Source organism: Sedimenticola sp., assembly GCF_050289425.1.
GTDB lineage: Bacteria > Pseudomonadota > Gammaproteobacteria > Chromatiales > Chromatiaceae > Sedimenticola.
Window position 1 is genome coordinate 126,005 of sequence record NZ_JBNKFS010000006.1, and the last position, 18,261, is coordinate 144,265.

Genomic DNA, 18,261 nt, shown 5'->3' on the forward strand with positions numbered 1-18,261 from the left:
CTCTCCTAAAATGAACCTAAGCTTGGCTGGCCGCGGCGGTGATGACCGGAATACCCAGATCACGCCGATGCAACGCCTCGGCACCCAACATCCGGTCGATCTCAACGAGGTAATCGCTCCAATTCTGCACCCGGGTAATCGCCCCCAGATACTGCTCACCGCGCACAAACACGAGTGCCGGCCAGCTGCTGAAAGGGAAGCGTTTTTGCAGCGCCAGTTCCGCCTCCCGGGTCACCACCGCGACCCGGAAGCGATCGGTAAACCGGGCCGCCAGCTCCGGCAGGATCACCGCCACATCATTACTCTCCGGGTACTGTTTGGGATCGCCGGTAAAGAACAGCACCGAATGCTTCTGTTCCGCCAGAAACGGGACCAGCGTAGCTTCATCCAGTTCCGGATAACCTTGCTGCTGTATCATCTGTCTGATTAATGGTGACGGCATGACTTACTCCTGTTGCTTTCCCGCACTTTGACGATAGCTGTCCAGATGCTGATCCAGCCCGACCCGCAGTGAGCGCCCCTCCAGGTCGGCCGGCCGATAAGCCACCCGGTAGTCACCGGACCAGACCACCCGTCCATCCCCCAACCGGCACGCCTGCTCGGGTCCCGGCCGCTCATTTTCGTAGCGCCGCATATCGCCGATGGCGGCGGCGTACGGATCGATATCCAGGGGCCGGGAACGCGCTTGCACCGGTATGCCCTGACCGCGCAAATAGGTCACCGCCTGCTGCAAGGCGGGTTCGAGCTGCGCCTTCACCACCGGTCGCAGGCTGCCGCCGAAGTCCTCGATCTCTTCCGGCTGCACACCGATCAGCAGCAATTGCTGCGGGTAATCGCCGAGCATCTCCGCCAGGGCCAGCACCTCCTGAAAACCGGTCTGATGCAGGCTCACCTTTTTCACGCCGAGGTACTTGGGCACGGCGTCGCCCTCGATCAGCTTCAGGGTGCCGGGCGGCAGACCGTAGTCGATGGCATCGAACACCAGCAACAGATCGGCCTCGCGCACCTCCTGCACCAGATAGACCCCCTGAGTGCCGCCATCCATGACCCGTACGTAGTCGGGCGTGTGATAGCGCTGCTGGAAGGCCTCCGCCGCGCGTACACCAAACCCTTCATCGGCCCACAGCAGGTTGCCGATGCCCAACACCAGGACCCGTGGCGGCCGATTTACCATCGCCCCACTCATGGCCGGTCATCCTTGAAGGTGCGCCAGCCGCTGATCATGGTGCTGATCAGGCTCTGGCGGGAGACGATATCCTCCCGGATCGCCACGTAGACGTGCAGCATGACGAACACCACGATCACCCACATGCCCCAGTGGTGCCACAACCGTACATCCTGACTCTGTCCCACCAGCGGGATGAGCCAGCCGAACAGGCTGTCCTGCCAACTCCCTTTTCCGGTCTGCTCCGCATACAGGGCAAAACCGGTCAACAACATGAGCAGTCCCCCTACTGTGATAATCGCCACCATGAACAGGTGGGCCAGCGGATTGTGTCCGACGTACTTCTTCGGCTCCTTCTCCAGAAAGGCGTACCAGCGCACCTCATGCAGCAGCTCCTTCCAGAATTGCAGCCGGTGGATCGGCAAGGTGAACAGTTGACGGGCGTGCCGGTTCCCCACCAGCGACCAGTAGATCCGGCCCAGGAATCCGACCGCGAAAATGTAGGCGGAGGCGAAGTGGACAAAACGGATATAGCCCATCAGGAAATGATCACTCGCCTCCCCCGACATACTCGGCAGGGGATTCGCCACCAGGTAACCGGTGACCGCCAGCAGGGTGATGGAGAGGGCGTTGACCCAGTGCCAGATCCGGACCGGGGCCTCGTACACGTAGACCGCCCCCGAGTTGATTTCTGTCTGCATAACATTCTCCTTTGAGAACATGTGGGGTTAACGCACCTTGACCTCGGCCAGATCCTGGCCGTCCTCGCTCATCACGTGGGTGGAACAGGCGAGACAGGGATCAAAACTGTGCAGGGTGCGCAGAATCTCCACCGGCTCCTCCGGTCGCTCCACCTTGGTGTTCATCAGCGAGGCTTCGAAGGCGCCGATGTTGCCTTGGCTGTCGCGCGGCGAACCGTTCCAGGTGGTGGGCACCACGCACTGATAGTTGGCAATACGGGTATCCTTGATACGGATCCAGTGGCCCAGGGCGCCGCGCGGTGCCTCGGAGAATCCCACTCCTTTCACTTCCGCCGGCCAGGTCTCCGGATCCCAACGTTCCACGTTGGCGGTGCTGCTGTCACCCGCCTTGATATTCGCCAGCATCTTGTCCATGAAGTAGCGCATCTTGTCCGCCGCCCACTGCGCCTCCAGACCGCGTGCCGCGGTGCGGCCGAGGGTGGAGAAGAGCGCCGACACCGGCAGGTCCAGGGTCTTCAGGGTAAAGTTGATCTGTTCGGTGATCTCCTTGTCGCCCTTGGCATAACCGACGATGTAGCGTGCCAGGGGGCCCACCTCCATGGCGTGTCCGCGCCAGCGCGGCGCTTTGATCCAAGAGTACTTGGCCGTTTCATCGATCTGGCGGATATCGGTCTTGCTACCCTGGGTGTTGGCGCCCAGCTGGAAATTAGCCTCAGTCACCCCGTCCCAGGGGTGCAGCCCCTTGACGCCTTCCGGGTACTTGTACCAGGAGTGGGGCACGAACTCCTGGATTTCGTCCGGATTGCGCAGATCCACCTCGTGCACCTCTTTTAGGTTGCCGTTGATGATGGCGCCGTGTGGCATCATCAAGTTATCCGCCGTGTAATCGTTGGCACGATCCGGGATATCGCCATAGGCCAGCACATTCATGCCGGAGAGACCGCCACCGTAAGTCCAGCCCTTATAGAAACTGGCAATCGCCAACAGGTCCGGTACGTAGACGTTATTCACGAACGTCCGTACCTGATCGATGATCGAGGAGATCTGATTCAGGCTGGACATATTGAGGGCGCCCACCGCCCCCACACCGTCCAGATTGATGGCACAGGGCACGCCGCCCACCAGCCAGTTGGGGTGCGGATCCTTGCCGCCCAGGATGGTGCGGATCTTGACGATCTCTTTCTGGAAATCGAGCGCCTCCAGGTAGTGGGTCACGGCAATCAGATCCACCTCCGGCGGCAGCAGGTAGGCGGGGTTGGTCCAGTAACCGTTTTTGAACGGTCCCAGCTGGCCCGACTCGACAAACTTCTTCAGCCGGTTTTGGATATCCCGGAAATAGCCCGGCGAGGAGAGTGCGTGGTGCGGCGAGATCTTCTGCTGCAGCTCGGAGGTCGCCTTGGGATCGGCCTTCAGAGCGTTCACCGGGTTGACCCAGTCCAGGGCGTGCAGATGATAAAAGTGCACCAGGTGATCGTGCGCCTGCAGGGCCAACTGCATGATATTGCGGATCGAGTTGGCGTTCTCCGGGATCTGGATCGCCAGCGCATCCTCCACCGCCCGCACAGAGGTAAGCGCATGGGTGCCGGTGCAGACGCCGCAGATACGCTGGGTGAAGGCCCAGGCGTCGCGCGGGTCGCGCCCCTTCAGAATCACTTCCAGGCCGCGCCACATCGTGCCGGTGGAGACGGCATTACGGATCACGTTGTTCTCATCCACGTTGACTTCGCAACGCATATGCCCCTCAATCCGGGTGACCGGATCCACCACCACGCGCTTGCCGGAGTCGTCCAGGGAAAAACCATTGGGTGTCTGTTTCGTGCTCATTGATCCTGATCCCCTTTATGCTGAGCCTGTTTGATAGCGGTGACCGCCAGATGGGCCGCGGCCGCGGCGCCCACGGTGCCGGCGGCGGCGATACCGACCTTGTCGGCATTGGCCTCGATACCGAACTGGTGGGTATCGGTGACCCGGTCATAGAAACTGCCCTTGTCCCAGAAGCCATCTTCGGAACAGCCGATACAGCCGTGGCCAGCCTGGATCGGGAACGACAGACCGCCGTTCCAACGCACCGTGGAACAGGCGTTGTAGGTGGTGGGGCCCTTGCAACCCATCTTGTAGAGGCAGTAACCCTTGCGCGCCGCTTCGTCATCCCAATGCTCGACAAACTGACCGGCATCGAAATGGGGACGCCGGTAGCACTTATCGTGGATGCGCTGGCTGTAGAACATCAGCGGACGCCCCTGGCGATCCAACTGCGGGAAGCGATCGAAGGTGAGGATGTAAGTGATCACCGCGGTCATCACCTCGGCGATGGGCGGGCAGCCCGGTACCTTGATGATCGGCTTGGCGGCCAGCCCCGGCACCTTGTGTACCGGCGTGGCCCGGGTGGGATTGGGACGCGCCGCCTGCACGCAGCCCCAGGAGGCGCAAGAGCCCCAGGAGATGATCGCCTTACAGTGCTCGGCGGCCTTGCGCAGCTGCTCGACGAACGGCTTGCCGCCAATAATGCAGTACATGCCGTCCTCATCCAGCGGGGGGTTACCCTCTACCGCCAGAATGTAATTGCCGTCGTACTTGTCGATGATCTCCTCGATGATCGCCTCCGCCTCGTGTCCAGCGGCGGCCATGATGGTGTCGTCGTAATCCAGTGAGATCATCGATAACACCACATCCTTGGCCAGCGGATGGGCCGAACGGATGAACGATTCGGAACAGCAGGTACACTCCAGGCCGTGCAGCCAGAGTACCGGAATGCGCGGTTTGGTCTCCATCGCCTCGGCGATGGTCGGCGCAAAGGCCGGTCCCAGTCCCAGGGCCGAAGCCGTCAAACTGCAATATTTCAGAAAACTGCGGCGGGTGATCCCCTGTCGCCGCATCACTTCGTAAAAGGTCTCGCTCATTACCCGACTCCTCCAGTGCGTTGGTGGGGTGGTGCGGCTTTATGGGATTTCCTGCCACATCCTGGAGGCCGGGAGTGCAACGGCTGTGCCAATCCATTTTTTTTGATATTTATCAGTTTCTTGCGAGGCACCGTACATTTTTTCAATGACGACAAGTGGTTAGTAACGTTTTAGGTTTGATCGAAAAATTGGCAGGAGTGATTCCACGTAATTACCAAGGTATTAACTGGGAAACCGGGCTGGATCGATGCAACGGGGTACGAAACCCCACCAGCGACTATCTTTATCCCCCCAGCGACTACCCCTCCACTACTAATCAACGCTAAACAGTTGTTTTAACTTGCCTTTATTTAACCGGAACGATACATCAATCAATACTGATGTTGCACAGAGGCAGGACAGCCATCATAATTCCCGGTCCCCTGGCGGCCATCGCGCCCTGAAGTAAGGAAAACCCGGCAAACCGCCGGTGTTCGCCCGCCGTCAAACAGGGTAGATTGCAAGCAAGGGCATTATTGTTGGATGCGTAGGCCGGATCGTGTGCGCACCGTTGTAGCGAGGAATAGAGACAGTGACGACCACCACTGAGATTGCTGACGTACAGAGCAGCGTCGATACCCGGCAGATCGCCATCAACAAGGTGGGGATCAAAGACATCCGCCATCCGGTGCGGGTCAAAGACCGTAGCGACGGCGAGCAGCACACTATTGCCAACTTCAACATGTATGTGAACCTGCCGCACAACTTCAAGGGCACCCACATGTCCCGTTTCGTGGAGATTCTCAACTCACACGAAAAGGAGATCAGCATCGACAACTTTAAGGTGATGCTGCAGGAGATGGCGGAAAAACTGGAAGCGGAATCCGGCCACATCGAGATGAACTTCCCCTACTTCATCAACAAAACCGCGCCGGTCTCCGGCGTGCAGAGCCTGCTGGACTACGACGTCACCTTCATCGGCGAGGTGCATAACGGCAAGCCAACCACTTATATCAAGGTGCAGGTCCCAGTCACCAGCCTCTGCCCCTGCTCCAAGAAGATTTCCGAGCGGGGCGCGCACAATCAGCGCTCCCACGTCACGGTACAGGTGAGAACCTGCGGTTTCGTCTGGGTTGAGGAGATTATCGACCTGGTGGAGAGTCAGGCCTCCTGCGAACTCTACGGCTTGTTGAAACGGCCGGATGAAAAATATGTCACCGAGCGCGCCTATGACAATCCCAAGTTTGTCGAGGATATGGTGCGCGATGTGGCCGGCAAGCTGGATCAGGATGAACGCTTCTGCGCCTACGTGGTGGAATCGGAGAACTTCGAATCGATCCACAACCATTCCGCTTATGCGCTGATCGAACGGGACAAGGAAGCCGAGTAACCTGAGCCAAGGTGAATTAAGCCAAAAGGGCGCCACAGGCGCCCTTTTTAATTGGATCGTTCTATTTCAGAACTGCCACCACTCATGCTACTTAATCGACTGCGGTTCCTGAATCGCCGGAATAACATTGCCGTTCATCAGCACCACAAAATAGCGATTCTTGATCTGGTGGTCGTGCTCGGTTCTCATCTTCACCATATAGTGCCATTGCTTCTCAAAATGGGGCAGCTTCCTCAGCTCAATCTCTTCCAGTGTCGCATCTTTCAGCTCGGCATCCGAGGACACGTACTGGTGGATGGAAGCCGCCACTTTTTCGATGGTCAGCGGCGGCACCTCCTTAAAGGGGTGCCAATAGTGTGTCTCATCCACATCGCTTGGATTGATAAAGGCGACAACCCGTGTGCTATCGACATACTCAAAGATTTCGACCGGGTAGCCTGTCGCAAAAGCGTTCGCGCTCAGCAACACCGGTAACCATGCAAGCCATCTGAATGACATATTGATCTCTCCAGATTAAATGAATTGGGTCATTGAGCGACCACCTCATGCGGCAATCCGTGTGGCAACAACTGATGGCCCTTCCTTACGGGTTCCGGACAAAAGACCGCGCCGTCAATGCGCCAGGAGAACGGGAATAATGCCGCTACAGCGCGCGGATCCCGGCGGAAAAAAAAACACCGCCGTTCCTGGTCCGCATGGGATATCTGATCCCTGATTGATCAAGTATTGTAACATGGGGTAGAGGACGGGCTAAAACAAAACAATCCGCCTGTAGTATAAACAGGCGTTATCGCCACCCATGCCTTGAGGACTAACTAGCCGCCCGCTGCCTGCTACCCTCTTCAATTCCCTGGCTACGCAGGTATTCGTCATAACTGCCCTTAAAGTCATTCACGCCCTGCGGGGTGATCTCGACAATGCGGGTAGCCAGGGAAGAGATAAATTCACGATCATGACTGACAAAGAACAGCGTGCCGGGATAGTTTTCCAACGCCAGATTGAGCGACTCGATAGACTCCATATCCAGGTGATTGGTCGGTTCATCCATCAACAGGATATTGGGCCGCTGCAGCATCAACTTACCGAACAGCATGCGTCCCTGTTCGCCACCGGAAATCACTTTCACTGACTTGTTGATGTCATGCTGGGAAAACAGCATGCGCCCCAAGGTACCGCGAATCACTTGTTCATCATCGCCATTCTGTCCCCACTGAGACATCCAGTCGAACAGGTTCGAATCTTGGGTAAAATCGGCAGAGTGATCCTGGGCGAAATAACCGATATTGGCATTCTCCGACCAACGCACCTCACCGCGATCAGAAGGCAAATCGCCGACCAGTGTGCGCAGCAGCGTGGTCTTGCCGATGCCGCTGGCACCGATAATGGCCACCCGCTCGCCGACTTCGACCTGCAGATCGAGTTTGTCGAACAGGGGGGCTTCACCATACCCCTTACTCAACCCTTCTACCTCCAGCGCCAGCCGGTAGAGCTTCTTGGTCTGGTCAAAACGGATATAGGGGTTGACCCGGCTGGAGGGTTTCACCTCGTCAAGTTTTATCTTGTCAATCTGGCGTGCCCGGGAGGTGGCCTGCTTGGCCTTCGAGGCGTTGGCGCTAAACCGACTGACAAAGGTCTGCAGTTCGGCAATCTGCGCCTTCTTCTTGGCGTTGTCGGCCAGCAACCGCTCCCTGACTTGGGTAGACGCGGTCATGTAATCGTCGTAGTTGCCCGGATAGATACGCAGTTCACCGTAGTCGAGATCGGCCATGTGGGTACAGACGCTGTTCAGGAAGTGCCGGTCATGTGAGATGATAACCATGGTGCTGTTGCGCTCATTCAGCACCCCTTCCAGCCAGCGGATGGTATTGATATCCAGGTTATTGGTCGGTTCGTCCAGCAGCAGGATATCGGGGTCGGCAAACAGCGCCTGCGCCAGCAACACGCGCAGCTTCCAGCCCGGCGCCACTTCGCGCATCAGGCCAAAGTGCTGGGATTCCGGAATCTCCAGACCCAGCAACAACTCTCCGGCACGCGCCTCGGCGCTGTAACCGTCCAGCTCGGCAAACTCCACCTCCAGTTCGGCCACCTTCATGCCGTCCGCTTCGCTCATCTCCGGCAGGGCGTAGATACGATCCCGCTCCTGTTTCACCGTCCATAACTCGGCATAGCCCATGATCACGGTATCGATCACACTATAGTCCTCGAAGGCGAATTGATCCTGACGCAGCTTGCCCACCCGCTCATTCACATCCACCTTGACGTTACCGGCCGACGGCTCCAGTTCGCCACCGAGTATCTTCATCAGGGTCGACTTACCGCAGCCGTTGGCCCCGATCAAACCATAGCGGTTGCCGTTACCGAACTTAACCGAGATATTTTCAAACAGCGGCTTGGCGCCGAATTGCATGGTGATATTAGCAGTGGTAATCACATCAAATTCCGATCATTTGGATAGGCTCAACAGCCATGGGACAAAAGGGGTGGGTGATGCCATAACCCTGTCATCAGGAACATCCGATAAGTCGCCAACAGGCGGCGGGGCGGACAGCGCCCCGGATAACACCGAGGCCCGAAACGGGTGCTGTATGGTAGAGAAAACCCCCTTCGGGTTCAAGTCGCTTGAGAAAAAGGGGCAGACAAATCGGTGTACGGACACGTTTACCGCACAACGCCCATCTGTTTTCGATTATAAATTCAGCCGTTTTGAATTACTGAGCGCGCAACATCTCATCAGAAAGAGGGAGGCGTACAAGCGCTGATTATGATGCAATCCCCGGTACTGATATTTCGGAAGCGGTGCTTAAGACGACTATCAAATAGATAGGAATCGCCCGCCTTCAAAATCTGGACTTGGTTGTCTACGGTCACCTCAATTTCACCGGAAACGATGATCCCCCCCTCTTCGGCTTCGTGGGTAATCATGTCCTTTCCCGTATCGGCCCCCGGCGGATAGCACTCATAAAGGATCTGCAACGAGTGCCTTGAGGCATCCCCCACCTGCTTGATGGAGACCTGATCGATATTTCCATTGATGCCGATTGCACTGAGGATTGCCGGACTCAGCTCCTTCAGTTCGCCTTTTGTAAAAAAGTACTGCTCGGCTTCCTGCTCTTCGACACTGAAAAATTCCGATAGCGACATCGGAATGCCCTCCAGCACCTTTTTCAGTGATGCGACCGAGGGACTGGTCCGGTTCATCTCAATCATCGAGATAGAACCGTTGGTCACCCCGCTTCGACTGGCCAGTTGGCGTTGCGAAAGCCCTTTCGATTTGCGGATCTCTTTCAATCGCTTACCTATATCGATACTCATTATTTGCCCATCTTGATTATCTGCCGAGTGTTTAGAATATTTGACTATAGGGTGATCGGAATATCAAGCCTACCGGGTAAGAATGTTAATTATTCGTTAAATATTGATAATTACTGCCGATATCGTACCGATTTATTAATCGCTTGATTTGTATTTTAAACAGCTGTAGTGTAATTATCGACAGAGACGTAGTGAAATACTTAACGGGTCGCTCAAGGTGAATTCAAGCCCTATACCTAAAACAACGCTTCACCTGAGTGCAAATTTCAAGCGATAGAGATGAGGGATAAAGCGCAAGGCAACAGTAAATGTTCAAGCGCATACCCCACCCTATCTACCAGACCAGCAAAGCCATGAACCAGAATGCATCTTTCGTTGAGTTTCGTAATGTCCAGAAAAGCTATGACGGCAAAGCGCTCGTCGTAAAGGACTTCAATCTCTCCATCGCCCGGGGAGAATTCGTCACCATGCTGGGGCCTTCAGGTTCCGGCAAGACGACCTGCCTGATGATGCTGGCCGGTTTTGAAACCGCCACCTACGGCGACATCCTTCTGGATGGGCACCCGATCAACAAAGTGCCGCCACAAAAGCGGGGCATTGGAATGGTATTCCAAAATTACGCCCTCTTCCCTCATATGACGGTTGCTGAAAATCTCGCCTTCCCGCTGGAGGTACGCAAGCTGGAGAAAAACACCATCAAGCAGAAAGTGCGCAACGCGCTGGACATGGTGGAACTCGGTGAGCTGGCGGACCGCCGGCCGGCACAGCTTTCAGGGGGACAAAAACAGCGTGTCGCACTCGCCCGCGCCCTGGTATTCGAACCGGAACTGGTGCTGATGGACGAACCGCTCGGTGCACTCGACAAAAACCTGCGAGAGCAGATGCAATACGAAATCAAACAGATCCATGAGCGCCTTGGCGTCACCATGGTCTATGTCACCCATGACCAATCCGAAGCGCTGACCATGTCCGACCGCATCGCCGTATTCAATGACGGCATTGTGCAGCAGTTGGCTTCGCCTTCCGCACTCTATGAAGAGCCGGAAAATGCCTTTGTCGCCAGCTTCATTGGCGAAAACAACCGTTTTTCTGGAACGGTGAAATCATTGGAAAACGACCGCTGCATCGTGGCGCTGGACCAAGGCGACTGCGAGATCAGGGCGCTGCCTATCAACATCGCGGGAGTCGGGTCGCGTGCCATCTTATCCCTCCGCCCGGAGCGGGTAGTCATCGATCCCGCCGAGGGGTCGTTACCGAATATCTTTAAAGTCCGGGCGGAAGGAGTGACTTACCTGGGTGACCACATTCGCTGCAACGTCAGTTTTGGCCAGCGTGATGGCTTCATCATCAAGATTCCAAATTCGGAGCAGCACCCGACCATCGAGACGGGAAGAGATTTACGGATCGGGTGGGCCGGACGGGATTGCCGAGCGTTTAACGCATGAATCAATAAACAGATGCCGAACGGCAATGCTAATGCCTGATCTGCAGGCATGCCTTTATCAGTAATAAATAGCCAAAAAAAGAGAGGAGTGGGAAATGCAAAAACTGATCAGCTTCACTTCAGTGGTGGCCCTTGGCCTCACTTGTGTCATATCGGTCGCCTCGGCGGCAGAAAGAATCACCGTCGTATCCTTCGGCGGTGCTTACACCAATGCGCAGAAAAAGGGATCGCACGAGCCCTTTATGAAAAAAACCGGCGTAGAGATTCTCTCTGAAGATTACAACGGCGGCCTGGGCAAGCTACGCGCTCAGGTAGAGTCGGGGAAAGTCACCTGGGATGTGGTAGACCTTGAGACCTCCGACGTCATCCGCGCTTGCGACGAAGGCTTGATAGACCCCATTAACGTCGGTGACCTGGAGCCGGGAACGGATGGCTCCGCCGCCGCGCAGGATTTCATGCCAACAGCACTAAAGAAATGCGGTGTAGGGGCAATCGTCTGGTCGACCGTTTTTGCCTATGACAAATCCAAGATAAAAACGGCGCCCCATTCCATCGCCGACTTTTTTAATCTGCAGGCCTATCCCGGCAAACGCGGTATGAAACGCACACCCAAGGTGAACCTGGAAATGGCACTGATGGCTGACGGCGTGAAAGCCGACGATGTTTATAAGGTGCTATCCACACCAGCGGGACAGGATCGGGCATTTAAAAAACTTGATCAGATCAAGAACCAACTGGTTTGGTGGAAGTCTGGTGCACAGGCTCCTCAGCTTCTGGCCGATGGCGAAGTGGTGATGACCACAGCGTACAACGGCCGCATCTACAATGCCGTGAAAAACGAAAGCAAGCCTTTTGTGATTGTCTGGGACGGACAAGTGATGGACATTGATTATTGGGCGATCCCCACCGGCGCGCCAAACAAGGATAAGGCGAAAGCGTTTCTGATATTCGCCACCGCTCCGGAACAGCTAGCCAGACAATCCAAATACATCTCCTATGGACCACCACGCAAGACCGCGGCGGCCATGGTTGACGTGTCGATGAAAAATGACATCCCGACTGCACCGGTCAACCTGTCCAATGCCCTGGCGGCCAATGCCGAGTTCTGGGCCGATTACGAAGACGAATTGAACGAACGGTTTACCGCCTGGCTAGCCAACTAAGCGGCATGAGTCCGTGCACCCGGTGGTGCCGTTGTACACCACCGGGTACCGAACCAACCCGAGGAGATAAACGGTGAACGAAATTGCGGTTCAGTCTGAGGACTTGACCTCAGTGCTTCCCAGCGCCAAGGTATTTGAAGGAAAAGCGCTGAAGGCACAGTTGGCACGGTCTACGCGACGGGAAAAAACCAAAGCGTTTCTCCTGGTTTTACCCCTATTGGTTTTTATCGGTTCAATGTTTGTATTTCCGCTCGCCGATATGATGCTACGCAGTGTCAATAACGGTCCCGTGGCGGAACTCATGCCCGACTTGGCGGCGCAATTGTTCGACTGGGATCAATCGACGCTCCCCGACGAGCCGGCTTTTGCCGCGCTGGCAAAAGATATCCAGATCGCCCACAAAAACCGCACGCTGGGCAAGATCGCAACACGCCTCAATTTTGAACTAAGCGGTATACGCAGCCTGCTGACCAAATCCGCACGCAGACTGACACGGGTGGAAGCCGTAGAAGGCACCTGGAAAGAAACACTGATCCACGTCGACAAACGTTGGGGTGACATAGAGACGTGGGGCGCGATCAAGCGTGTACTGCCAGGCACCACCGCCGCCTTTTACCTCAGCGCACTGGACCTGGCCTATGATGCGAAAGGTAACATCACTCATAAACCGGCCGATCGTTCCATCTACGTCGATAACTTCGTCAAGACCTTCGCTATCAGCCTTGGCGTCACCATCAGCTGTTTTATTCTCGGTTTCCCCGTTGCCTACCTGCTCTCGACCTTGCCGACGGCGAAAGCCAACCTGCTGATGATTTGTGTATTACTGCCATTTTGGACCTCGCTCCTGGTCCGTACCACCAGTTGGATAGCGTTGTTGCAAACTCACGGCATCGTCAATGATTTACTGGTTTGGTTGGGAGTGCTGGATGAGGGGAACCGGCTGGACATGATGTACAACATGTTCGGCACCGTTGTCGCCATGACCCACATACTGTTGCCCTTTATGATACTGCCGCTGTTTAGCGTCATGAAATCCATTGACGCCAGTTTTATGCGCGCCGCCACCTCGCTGGGTGCATCGCCCTTCACCGCTTTTGTCCGCGTCTATTTGCCGCAAACCAAGCCGGGTATCGCCGCGGGATCCCTGCTGGTCTTCATCCTGGCCATCGGCTACTACATCACCCCGGCATTGGTTGGCGGACGCACCGGCCAGATGATCAGTAACTTCATTGCCTACCACATGCAGCAGAGTCTCAACTGGGGACTGGCCGCCGCGTTGGCCGGCATACTGCTGGTCATCGTCCTGATGCTTTACTGGCTGTTTAACCGCATCATCGGCATCGACAAACTGAAACTGGGCTAACGGGATCACTATCATGGCACTTCCTACCTACGCCAGCCCCCTGCAACGCGCTTGGCACTATACCTTCTGGTTCATTTGCGCATTGGTGTTTCTTTTTCTGATGGCACCTATCCTGGTGATCGTTCCCTTGTCTTTCAACGTGGAGCCGTACTTCAGCTTTACGCAGGGGATGCTGTCGCTGGATCCGGACGCCTTTTCGCTCAGGTGGTATGAGGATTTCCTGTCCAACGACATGTGGATCCTGGCGGTCAAGAACAGCCTTTACATCGGCGTGGCATCTACATTCTTGGCAACCGCTCTGGGAACCCTGGCAGCACTGGGTCTTTCGCGCCCCCACATGCCCTACCGCGGAGTCATCATGGGCGTGCTGATCTCCCCCATGATCGTGCCGTTGATTATCACGGCGGCCGGTGTCTACTTCTTTTACGCGCGCCTCGGATTGGCCGGCAATCTCTGGGGACTGATCCTCGCCCACACCGTACTGGGCACGCCCTTTGTGGTCATCACCGTTACCGCCACCCTGTCGGGTTTCGACATCAGCCTGATACGCGCCGCATTAAGTCTCGGCGCATCCCATAGCCGCATCTTTTTTACCGTCATTATGCCGTTGATACTGCCGGGCGTTATCTCCGGCTCACTGTTCGCCTTCGGCACCTCCTTTGATGAGGTTGTGGTGGTGCTTTTTCTATCCGGCGCCGAGCAGACAACAATCCCCAGGCAGATGTGGTCAGGCATTCGGGAACAGATCAGCCCGACCATTTTGGCCGTGGCCACTCTGCTGGTGGCCCTGTCCATTCTCATGCTCACCACCATCGAACTATTACGCCGCCGCGGTGAACGATTGCGTGGCCTATCGCCCGGCTGATTTCTCCGTACACGCATCAACCTTTTTTAACACCATGCCAATCCAGTCTGCGCTCTTCACCGAGCAGACCCCGGCCGCTTTGACCCGTCTGGCTGGCGAACGGCACCAAGAAAACAGGAGTACAACATGTTGCAAGATCCAACCTTGCTGAAGAATGCAGCTTATATCAACGGGGCTTGGTGCTCGGCGGATAGTGGGGAGGTGTTTGTCGTCACCAATCCCGCGACCGGCGAAGCTATCACGACCGTGCCTGACATGGCGGAACAAGAGACGCGCCGCGCCATCGATGCCGCCGAGGCGGCCTGGCCGGCGTGGCGCGAACAGGCGGCTAAACAACGGGCAGCGGTTCTGCGCAAATGGTTCGAGTTGATCATGGCCAATCAGGATGACCTGGGACGCCTGATGACAGCCGAGCAGGGTAAGCCGCTGGCCGAGGCCAAGGGCGAAGTAGCCTATGGTGCCTCCTTTATCGAATGGTTCAGCGAAGAAGCGAAGCGCGTCTACGGCGATGTCATTCCTTCACCGTTCAACGATCGCCGTATTGTCGTCATCAAACAACCCATTGGGGTGGTAGCCGCCATCACACCCTGGAACTTTCCAATCGCCATGATTACCCGCAAATGTGCCCCGGCACTGGCCGCCGGTTGCCCGGTGGTGGTGAAGCCCGCAGCACTCACGCCGCTCAGCGCGCTGGCACTGGCGGAACTGGCGGAACGCGCCGGTATCCCCAAGGGCGTATTTAATGTAGTGACGTCGGAATCCGGCGTGCGCGTGGGTAAGGAAATGACCGCCAATCCAACAGTGCGCAAGCTCTCATTCACCGGCTCCACGGCGGTGGGAAAGATATTGACGCGCGCCTGCGCCGACACCATGAAAAAGGTCTCCATGGAACTGGGCGGCAACGCCCCATTTATCGTCTTCAGTGACGCCGACCTGGATGCCGCCGTCAGTGGCGCCATGGCCTCAAAGTATCGCAATGCCGGCCAAACCTGTGTCTGTGTCAACCGCTTCCTGGTCCAGGATGAAATCTACGACGCGTTCACCGACAAACTCGCTACGGCCGTCTCGCAACTACAGGTGGGTGACGGCATGACCGAGGGGATCACCCAAGGGCCACTGATCAATGAGGCGGCCGTCACCAAGGTGAATGCTCACATCCAGGACGCCCTCGGCAAAGGCGCACGCTTGATCTGCGGCGGTAAACGGCACGCTCAGGGCGGCACTTTTTTCGAACCCACGGTCATCGCCGATGCCACCCCTGATATGACCGTGGCACGCGAGGAGACCTTCGGCCCATTGGCGCCGATATTTCGTTTCCAGACGGAAGCGGAAGCGATCCGTCTGGCCAATGACACTGAAGTGGGTCTTGCGGCCTATTTCTACAGCCGCGACATCGGCCGCATCTGGCGCGTCAGCGAAGCGCTGGAGTACGGCATGGTCGGTATCAACGAGGGGATCATCTCCAACGAAGTGGCGCCCTTCGGCGGCGTCAAGGAGTCCGGACTGGGACGCGAGGGTTCCAAATACGGCATCGATGACTTTGTCGAAATTAAATATCTGTGCATGGGCGGGCTGGACAAATAGCCCCCCCGGTAATCATTTCACACGTTTCAGGACACTTAAGATGACAACCAATACTGAATGGCAACAACGCAAAGAGAAAGCGATTGCCCGGGGTCAGGGCAACCAGTCCCAATTCTATGTCGAGCGGGCAAAAAACGCTGAAATCTGGGATGTAGAAGGCAAATCCTATATCGATTTTGCCGCCGGTATCGCGGTGGTCAACACCGGCCATTGCCACCCCAAAGTTACCGCCGCCGTGCTGGCACAGCTGGAAAAATTCAGCCACACCTGTGTCATGGTAACCCCGTACGATTCAGCGGTTCAGCTGGCCGAACGGTTAAACAAGCTGGTACCGATCAATCATGCCAAGTCGATTTTTGTCACCACCGGCGCCGAAGCGGTAGAAAACGCCGTCAAGATCGCCCGTGCCCATACCCGCCGTCCCGGCATCATCGCCTTCAACGGCGGCTTTCACGGTCGCACCAACTTGTGCATGGGCCTGACCGGAAAGATCGTGCCGTACAAAGCCGGCTTCGGCCCCTTCCCGGCTGACATCTTTCATGCGCCTTTCCCCATTGAGTACCACGGCGTAAGCGTGGCGGATTCACTGCAGGCACTGGAAACCCTTTTCAAGACCGATATCGAACCGCAACGTGTCGCCGCCATCATCATTGAACCCGTGCAGGGTGAAGGGGGGTTCTATCCGGTCCCGGAAGGCTTTCTCGCCTACCTGCGCCAAGTCTGTGACCAGCACGGCATACTGTTGATCTGTGATGAAATACAGACCGGCTTTGCCCGTACCGGTAAGATGTTTGCCACCGAATATCACCGTATTGAACCTGACTTGATGACACTCGCCAAAGGTATGGCGGGAGGATTCCCCATTGCCGCCGTGGTCGGCAAGGCCGAGATCATGGATTCTCCCAATCCTGGCGGACTGGGCGGCACCTACGGCGGCTCTCCCCTGGGCTGTGCCGCCGCACTGGCAGTGCTGGATGTGATCGAAGAGGAAGGGTTGGTGGTACGCGCCGGTGCCATGGGTGAGCGCATGGTCAACCACCTGAATGAGTTGAAACAGCGTTACCACAAGCAGATTGGACAGGTTCGCCACACCGGCGCCATGGTGGCGATGGAGTTGGTACAGGATGGCGACGCCGATAAACCGAATGCGGAATTGACCCGCGCCCTGGTAGGCAAAGCGGCAGAGAAAGGCCTGCTGCTACTCTCTTGCGGTGTGCGCAGCAATGTCATACGCCTACTGGCTCCCCTGACCATCTCTGATGCGCTGATCGATAGGGGAATGGAGATACTCGCCGAGTGTCTGGCCGAAACGACCTGAACAGACAGGCGGAGAGCACCACCCCACCATCCGGACGGTTCTGGCTAACGCATTGAAATACGTTAGCCAGAACCTGGAATGACCGGCCTATTCAAAATACCGTTACGCTATTCGACGGGCAGATAGATATCCGTCATCAACTCGTGCTCGGCCACCTCCGGGAACAGATTGATATAGTGGAAGAAGCAGTTAAAATCGCGCAACGATTCACCGCTTTCCGGTAACCATTTACCGTATAGGTAGCGCACCTTATCATCCATCTCTTCATAGGGGCCGCGATGACGCAGGCGCGCACAACGACCGGCCGGAATCGTCTTGTTGATGACACCCTGCGGATTTGCCGGCACCGCCGCCCTGACCGATCCACACAGATCGAACCGGAATTGGTCCGGCTCTGTCGTTTTCGGATCATCATAAATCAAGCCATAGGTATTACTCGTGTCGACAGGCGACAACTGACTCTGCTTGCGCCACTCGATAAACCGCGCCACCGAATCATTCAATAACTCCGGTGAACCACGGTGTTCCAACACCGCGATTTTTGTCTCGTCAAACTGAACTATCTCTACATGCATGGGTTCATTCCTCTCAATAACCGGAAATTGATATTTACGTTTCCAGTCGATCCATTCGGGTTTACGTCTGAATTGAGAGGGTGTCTGTCCGAACACATTCTTGAATGCACGAGAAAAGGACTCCGGATTTTCAAAACTGGCATCCAGAGCGATATCGATAATCCGCGAATCTTTATGGAACGCCAACTGATAAGACGCTCTTTTCAGACGCGCCATCAAGATAAACCGCGAAACACTGATACCCGTGTATTCCGTAAACTGACGGTGAAAGTGAAACTTGGAAAAATTGGCCACCTGACTCAATCGCTCGACAGATAAATCATCATTAAGGTGTTCACTGATGTAATCCCACACCCTATTGATCTTTTCCGCATAAGATTTCTTCGCTTCCCCGTTCACCGCCGCACCTCTTCAATCAGGCGGGTATTGTGCCGACACGCCGACACCACATCCTGACTGATATTGCTATTATTCAGAATAATCCGCGCTACACCGCCAACGG

General features: G+C 56.2%; 16 protein-coding genes. 7 read left to right on the plus strand and 9 right to left on the minus strand.

Annotated features, from left to right (window positions below; all coding sequences use genetic code 11):
* Nucleotides 1-16: 16 nt before the first annotated feature.
* Genes ACQY5R_RS06035 through ACQY5R_RS06055 form a run of 5 tightly spaced genes read right to left on the minus strand, consistent with a single transcriptional unit; the run spans nt 17 to nt 4,766 of the window.
* Entirely contained in the window at nt 17-442 is a 426-nt protein-coding gene (locus tag ACQY5R_RS06035) for a hypothetical protein (protein ID WP_428605797.1), read from the minus strand.
* 3 nt (nt 443-445) lie between these two features.
* Nucleotides 446-1,186, minus strand: coding sequence for a HyaD/HybD family hydrogenase maturation endopeptidase (locus tag ACQY5R_RS06040; RefSeq protein WP_428605800.1), 741 nt, complete (start codon nt 1,184-1,186; stop codon nt 446-448).
* Nucleotides 1,183-1,866 (minus strand): Ni/Fe-hydrogenase, b-type cytochrome subunit, encoded by a 684-nt coding sequence (gene cybH, locus ACQY5R_RS06045; protein WP_428605803.1) that lies wholly within the window; start codon nt 1,864-1,866, stop codon nt 1,183-1,185. Before cybH ends, ACQY5R_RS06040 begins: the two co-directional genes overlap by 4 nt.
* A 27-nt stretch (nt 1,867-1,893) precedes the next feature.
* Entirely contained in the window at nt 1,894-3,690 is a 1,797-nt protein-coding gene (locus ACQY5R_RS06050; protein WP_428605805.1) for a nickel-dependent hydrogenase large subunit, read from the minus strand.
* On the minus strand, nt 3,687-4,766 hold the full coding sequence (locus tag ACQY5R_RS06055; protein WP_428605808.1) for a hydrogenase small subunit: 1,080 nt from the start codon (nt 4,764-4,766) through the stop codon (nt 3,687-3,689). Before ACQY5R_RS06055 ends, ACQY5R_RS06050 begins: the two co-directional genes overlap by 4 nt.
* A 571-nt stretch (nt 4,767-5,337) precedes the next feature.
* Between ACQY5R_RS06055 and folE2 the strand changes: the two genes are divergently transcribed.
* Nucleotides 5,338-6,135 carry a GTP cyclohydrolase FolE2 gene (gene folE2, locus ACQY5R_RS06060; protein ID WP_428605811.1) on the plus strand — a complete coding sequence of 266 codons (798 nt, stop codon included), beginning with the start codon at nt 5,338-5,340 and terminating at the stop codon, nt 6,133-6,135.
* 87 nt (nt 6,136-6,222) lie between these two features.
* Here the strand turns inward: folE2 and ACQY5R_RS06065 are convergent, their stop codons facing one another.
* The 3 genes from ACQY5R_RS06065 to ACQY5R_RS06075 all read right to left on the minus strand — a co-directional run bounded on the left by ACQY5R_RS06065 (nt 6,223) and on the right by ACQY5R_RS06075 (nt 9,447).
* On the minus strand, nt 6,223-6,633 hold the full coding sequence (locus tag ACQY5R_RS06065) for a hypothetical protein (protein WP_428605813.1): 411 nt from the start codon (nt 6,631-6,633) through the stop codon (nt 6,223-6,225).
* Between the two features lie 313 nt (nt 6,634-6,946).
* The gene (locus ACQY5R_RS06070; protein WP_428605816.1) at nt 6,947-8,566 is read right to left on the minus strand and encodes an ABC-F family ATPase; all 1,620 of its coding nucleotides are present in this window, start codon (nt 8,564-8,566) and stop codon (nt 6,947-6,949) included.
* Nucleotides 8,567-8,865: 299 nt separating this feature from the next.
* Nucleotides 8,866-9,447 carry a cupin domain-containing protein gene (locus ACQY5R_RS06075; protein WP_428605819.1) on the minus strand — a complete coding sequence of 194 codons (582 nt, stop codon included), beginning with the start codon at nt 9,445-9,447 and terminating at the stop codon, nt 8,866-8,868.
* A gap of 308 nt (nt 9,448-9,755) precedes the next feature.
* Between ACQY5R_RS06075 and ACQY5R_RS06080 the strand changes: the two genes are divergently transcribed.
* The 6 genes from ACQY5R_RS06080 to gabT all read left to right on the plus strand — a co-directional run bounded on the left by ACQY5R_RS06080 (nt 9,756) and on the right by gabT (nt 17,184).
* Complete coding sequence (locus ACQY5R_RS06080; protein ID WP_428605821.1) at nt 9,756-10,892, plus strand: ABC transporter ATP-binding protein; 1,137 nt, start codon at nt 9,756-9,758, stop codon at nt 10,890-10,892.
* Between the two features lie 94 nt (nt 10,893-10,986).
* Complete coding sequence (locus ACQY5R_RS06085; RefSeq protein ID WP_428605823.1) at nt 10,987-12,054, plus strand: ABC transporter substrate-binding protein; 1,068 nt, start codon at nt 10,987-10,989, stop codon at nt 12,052-12,054.
* A 73-nt stretch (nt 12,055-12,127) separates the two neighbouring features.
* On the plus strand, nt 12,128-13,417 hold the full coding sequence (locus ACQY5R_RS06090) for an ABC transporter permease (protein WP_428605826.1): 1,290 nt from the start codon (nt 12,128-12,130) through the stop codon (nt 13,415-13,417).
* Between the two features lie 13 nt (nt 13,418-13,430).
* Nucleotides 13,431-14,282, plus strand: a complete 852-nt coding sequence (locus ACQY5R_RS06095; RefSeq protein ID WP_428605828.1) for an ABC transporter permease — start codon at nt 13,431-13,433, stop codon at nt 14,280-14,282.
* A gap of 126 nt (nt 14,283-14,408) precedes the next feature.
* A complete protein-coding gene (locus ACQY5R_RS06100) occupies nt 14,409-15,866 on the plus strand; it encodes an NAD-dependent succinate-semialdehyde dehydrogenase (protein WP_428605831.1) in 1,458 nt (485 codons plus the stop codon).
* A 40-nt stretch (nt 15,867-15,906) separates the two neighbouring features.
* Nucleotides 15,907-17,184 carry a 4-aminobutyrate--2-oxoglutarate transaminase gene (gene gabT, locus ACQY5R_RS06105; RefSeq protein WP_428605834.1) on the plus strand — a complete coding sequence of 426 codons (1,278 nt, stop codon included), beginning with the start codon at nt 15,907-15,909 and terminating at the stop codon, nt 17,182-17,184.
* Nucleotides 17,185-17,291: 107 nt separating this feature from the next.
* Here gabT and ACQY5R_RS06110 read toward each other — a convergent pair whose 3' ends face one another.
* Nucleotides 17,292-18,158, minus strand: coding sequence for an AraC family transcriptional regulator (locus tag ACQY5R_RS06110; protein WP_428605837.1), 867 nt, complete (start codon nt 18,156-18,158; stop codon nt 17,292-17,294).
* Nucleotides 18,159-18,261: the final 103 nt, after the last annotated feature.

Bases quoted from the DNA above. Each gene is read 5' to 3' on its own strand.
- ACQY5R_RS06035 (WP_428605797.1), bottom strand. From the start codon at position 442: ATGCCGTCACCATTAATCAGACAGATGATACAGCAGCAAGGTTATCCG.
- ACQY5R_RS06040 (WP_428605800.1), bottom strand. From the start codon at position 1,186: ATGAGTGGGGCGATGGTAAATCGGCCGCCACGGGTCCTGGTGTTGGGC.
- cybH (WP_428605803.1), bottom strand. From the start codon at position 1,866: ATGCAGACAGAAATCAACTCGGGGGCGGTCTACGTGTACGAGGCCCCG.
- ACQY5R_RS06050 (WP_428605805.1), bottom strand. From the start codon at position 3,690: ATGAGCACGAAACAGACACCCAATGGTTTTTCCCTGGACGACTCCGGC.
- ACQY5R_RS06055 (WP_428605808.1), bottom strand. From the start codon at position 4,766: ATGAGCGAGACCTTTTACGAAGTGATGCGGCGACAGGGGATCACCCGC.
- ACQY5R_RS06065 (WP_428605813.1), bottom strand. From the start codon at position 6,633: ATGTCATTCAGATGGCTTGCATGGTTACCGGTGTTGCTGAGCGCGAAC.
- ACQY5R_RS06075 (WP_428605819.1), bottom strand. From the start codon at position 9,447: ATGAGTATCGATATAGGTAAGCGATTGAAAGAGATCCGCAAATCGAAA.
- ACQY5R_RS06080 (WP_428605821.1), top strand. From the start codon at position 9,756: ATGTTCAAGCGCATACCCCACCCTATCTACCAGACCAGCAAAGCCATG.
- ACQY5R_RS06085 (WP_428605823.1), top strand. From the start codon at position 10,987: ATGCAAAAACTGATCAGCTTCACTTCAGTGGTGGCCCTTGGCCTCACT.
- ACQY5R_RS06095 (WP_428605828.1), top strand. From the start codon at position 13,431: ATGGCACTTCCTACCTACGCCAGCCCCCTGCAACGCGCTTGGCACTAT.
- ACQY5R_RS06100 (WP_428605831.1), top strand. From the start codon at position 14,409: ATGTTGCAAGATCCAACCTTGCTGAAGAATGCAGCTTATATCAACGGG.
- gabT (WP_428605834.1), top strand. From the start codon at position 15,907: ATGACAACCAATACTGAATGGCAACAACGCAAAGAGAAAGCGATTGCC.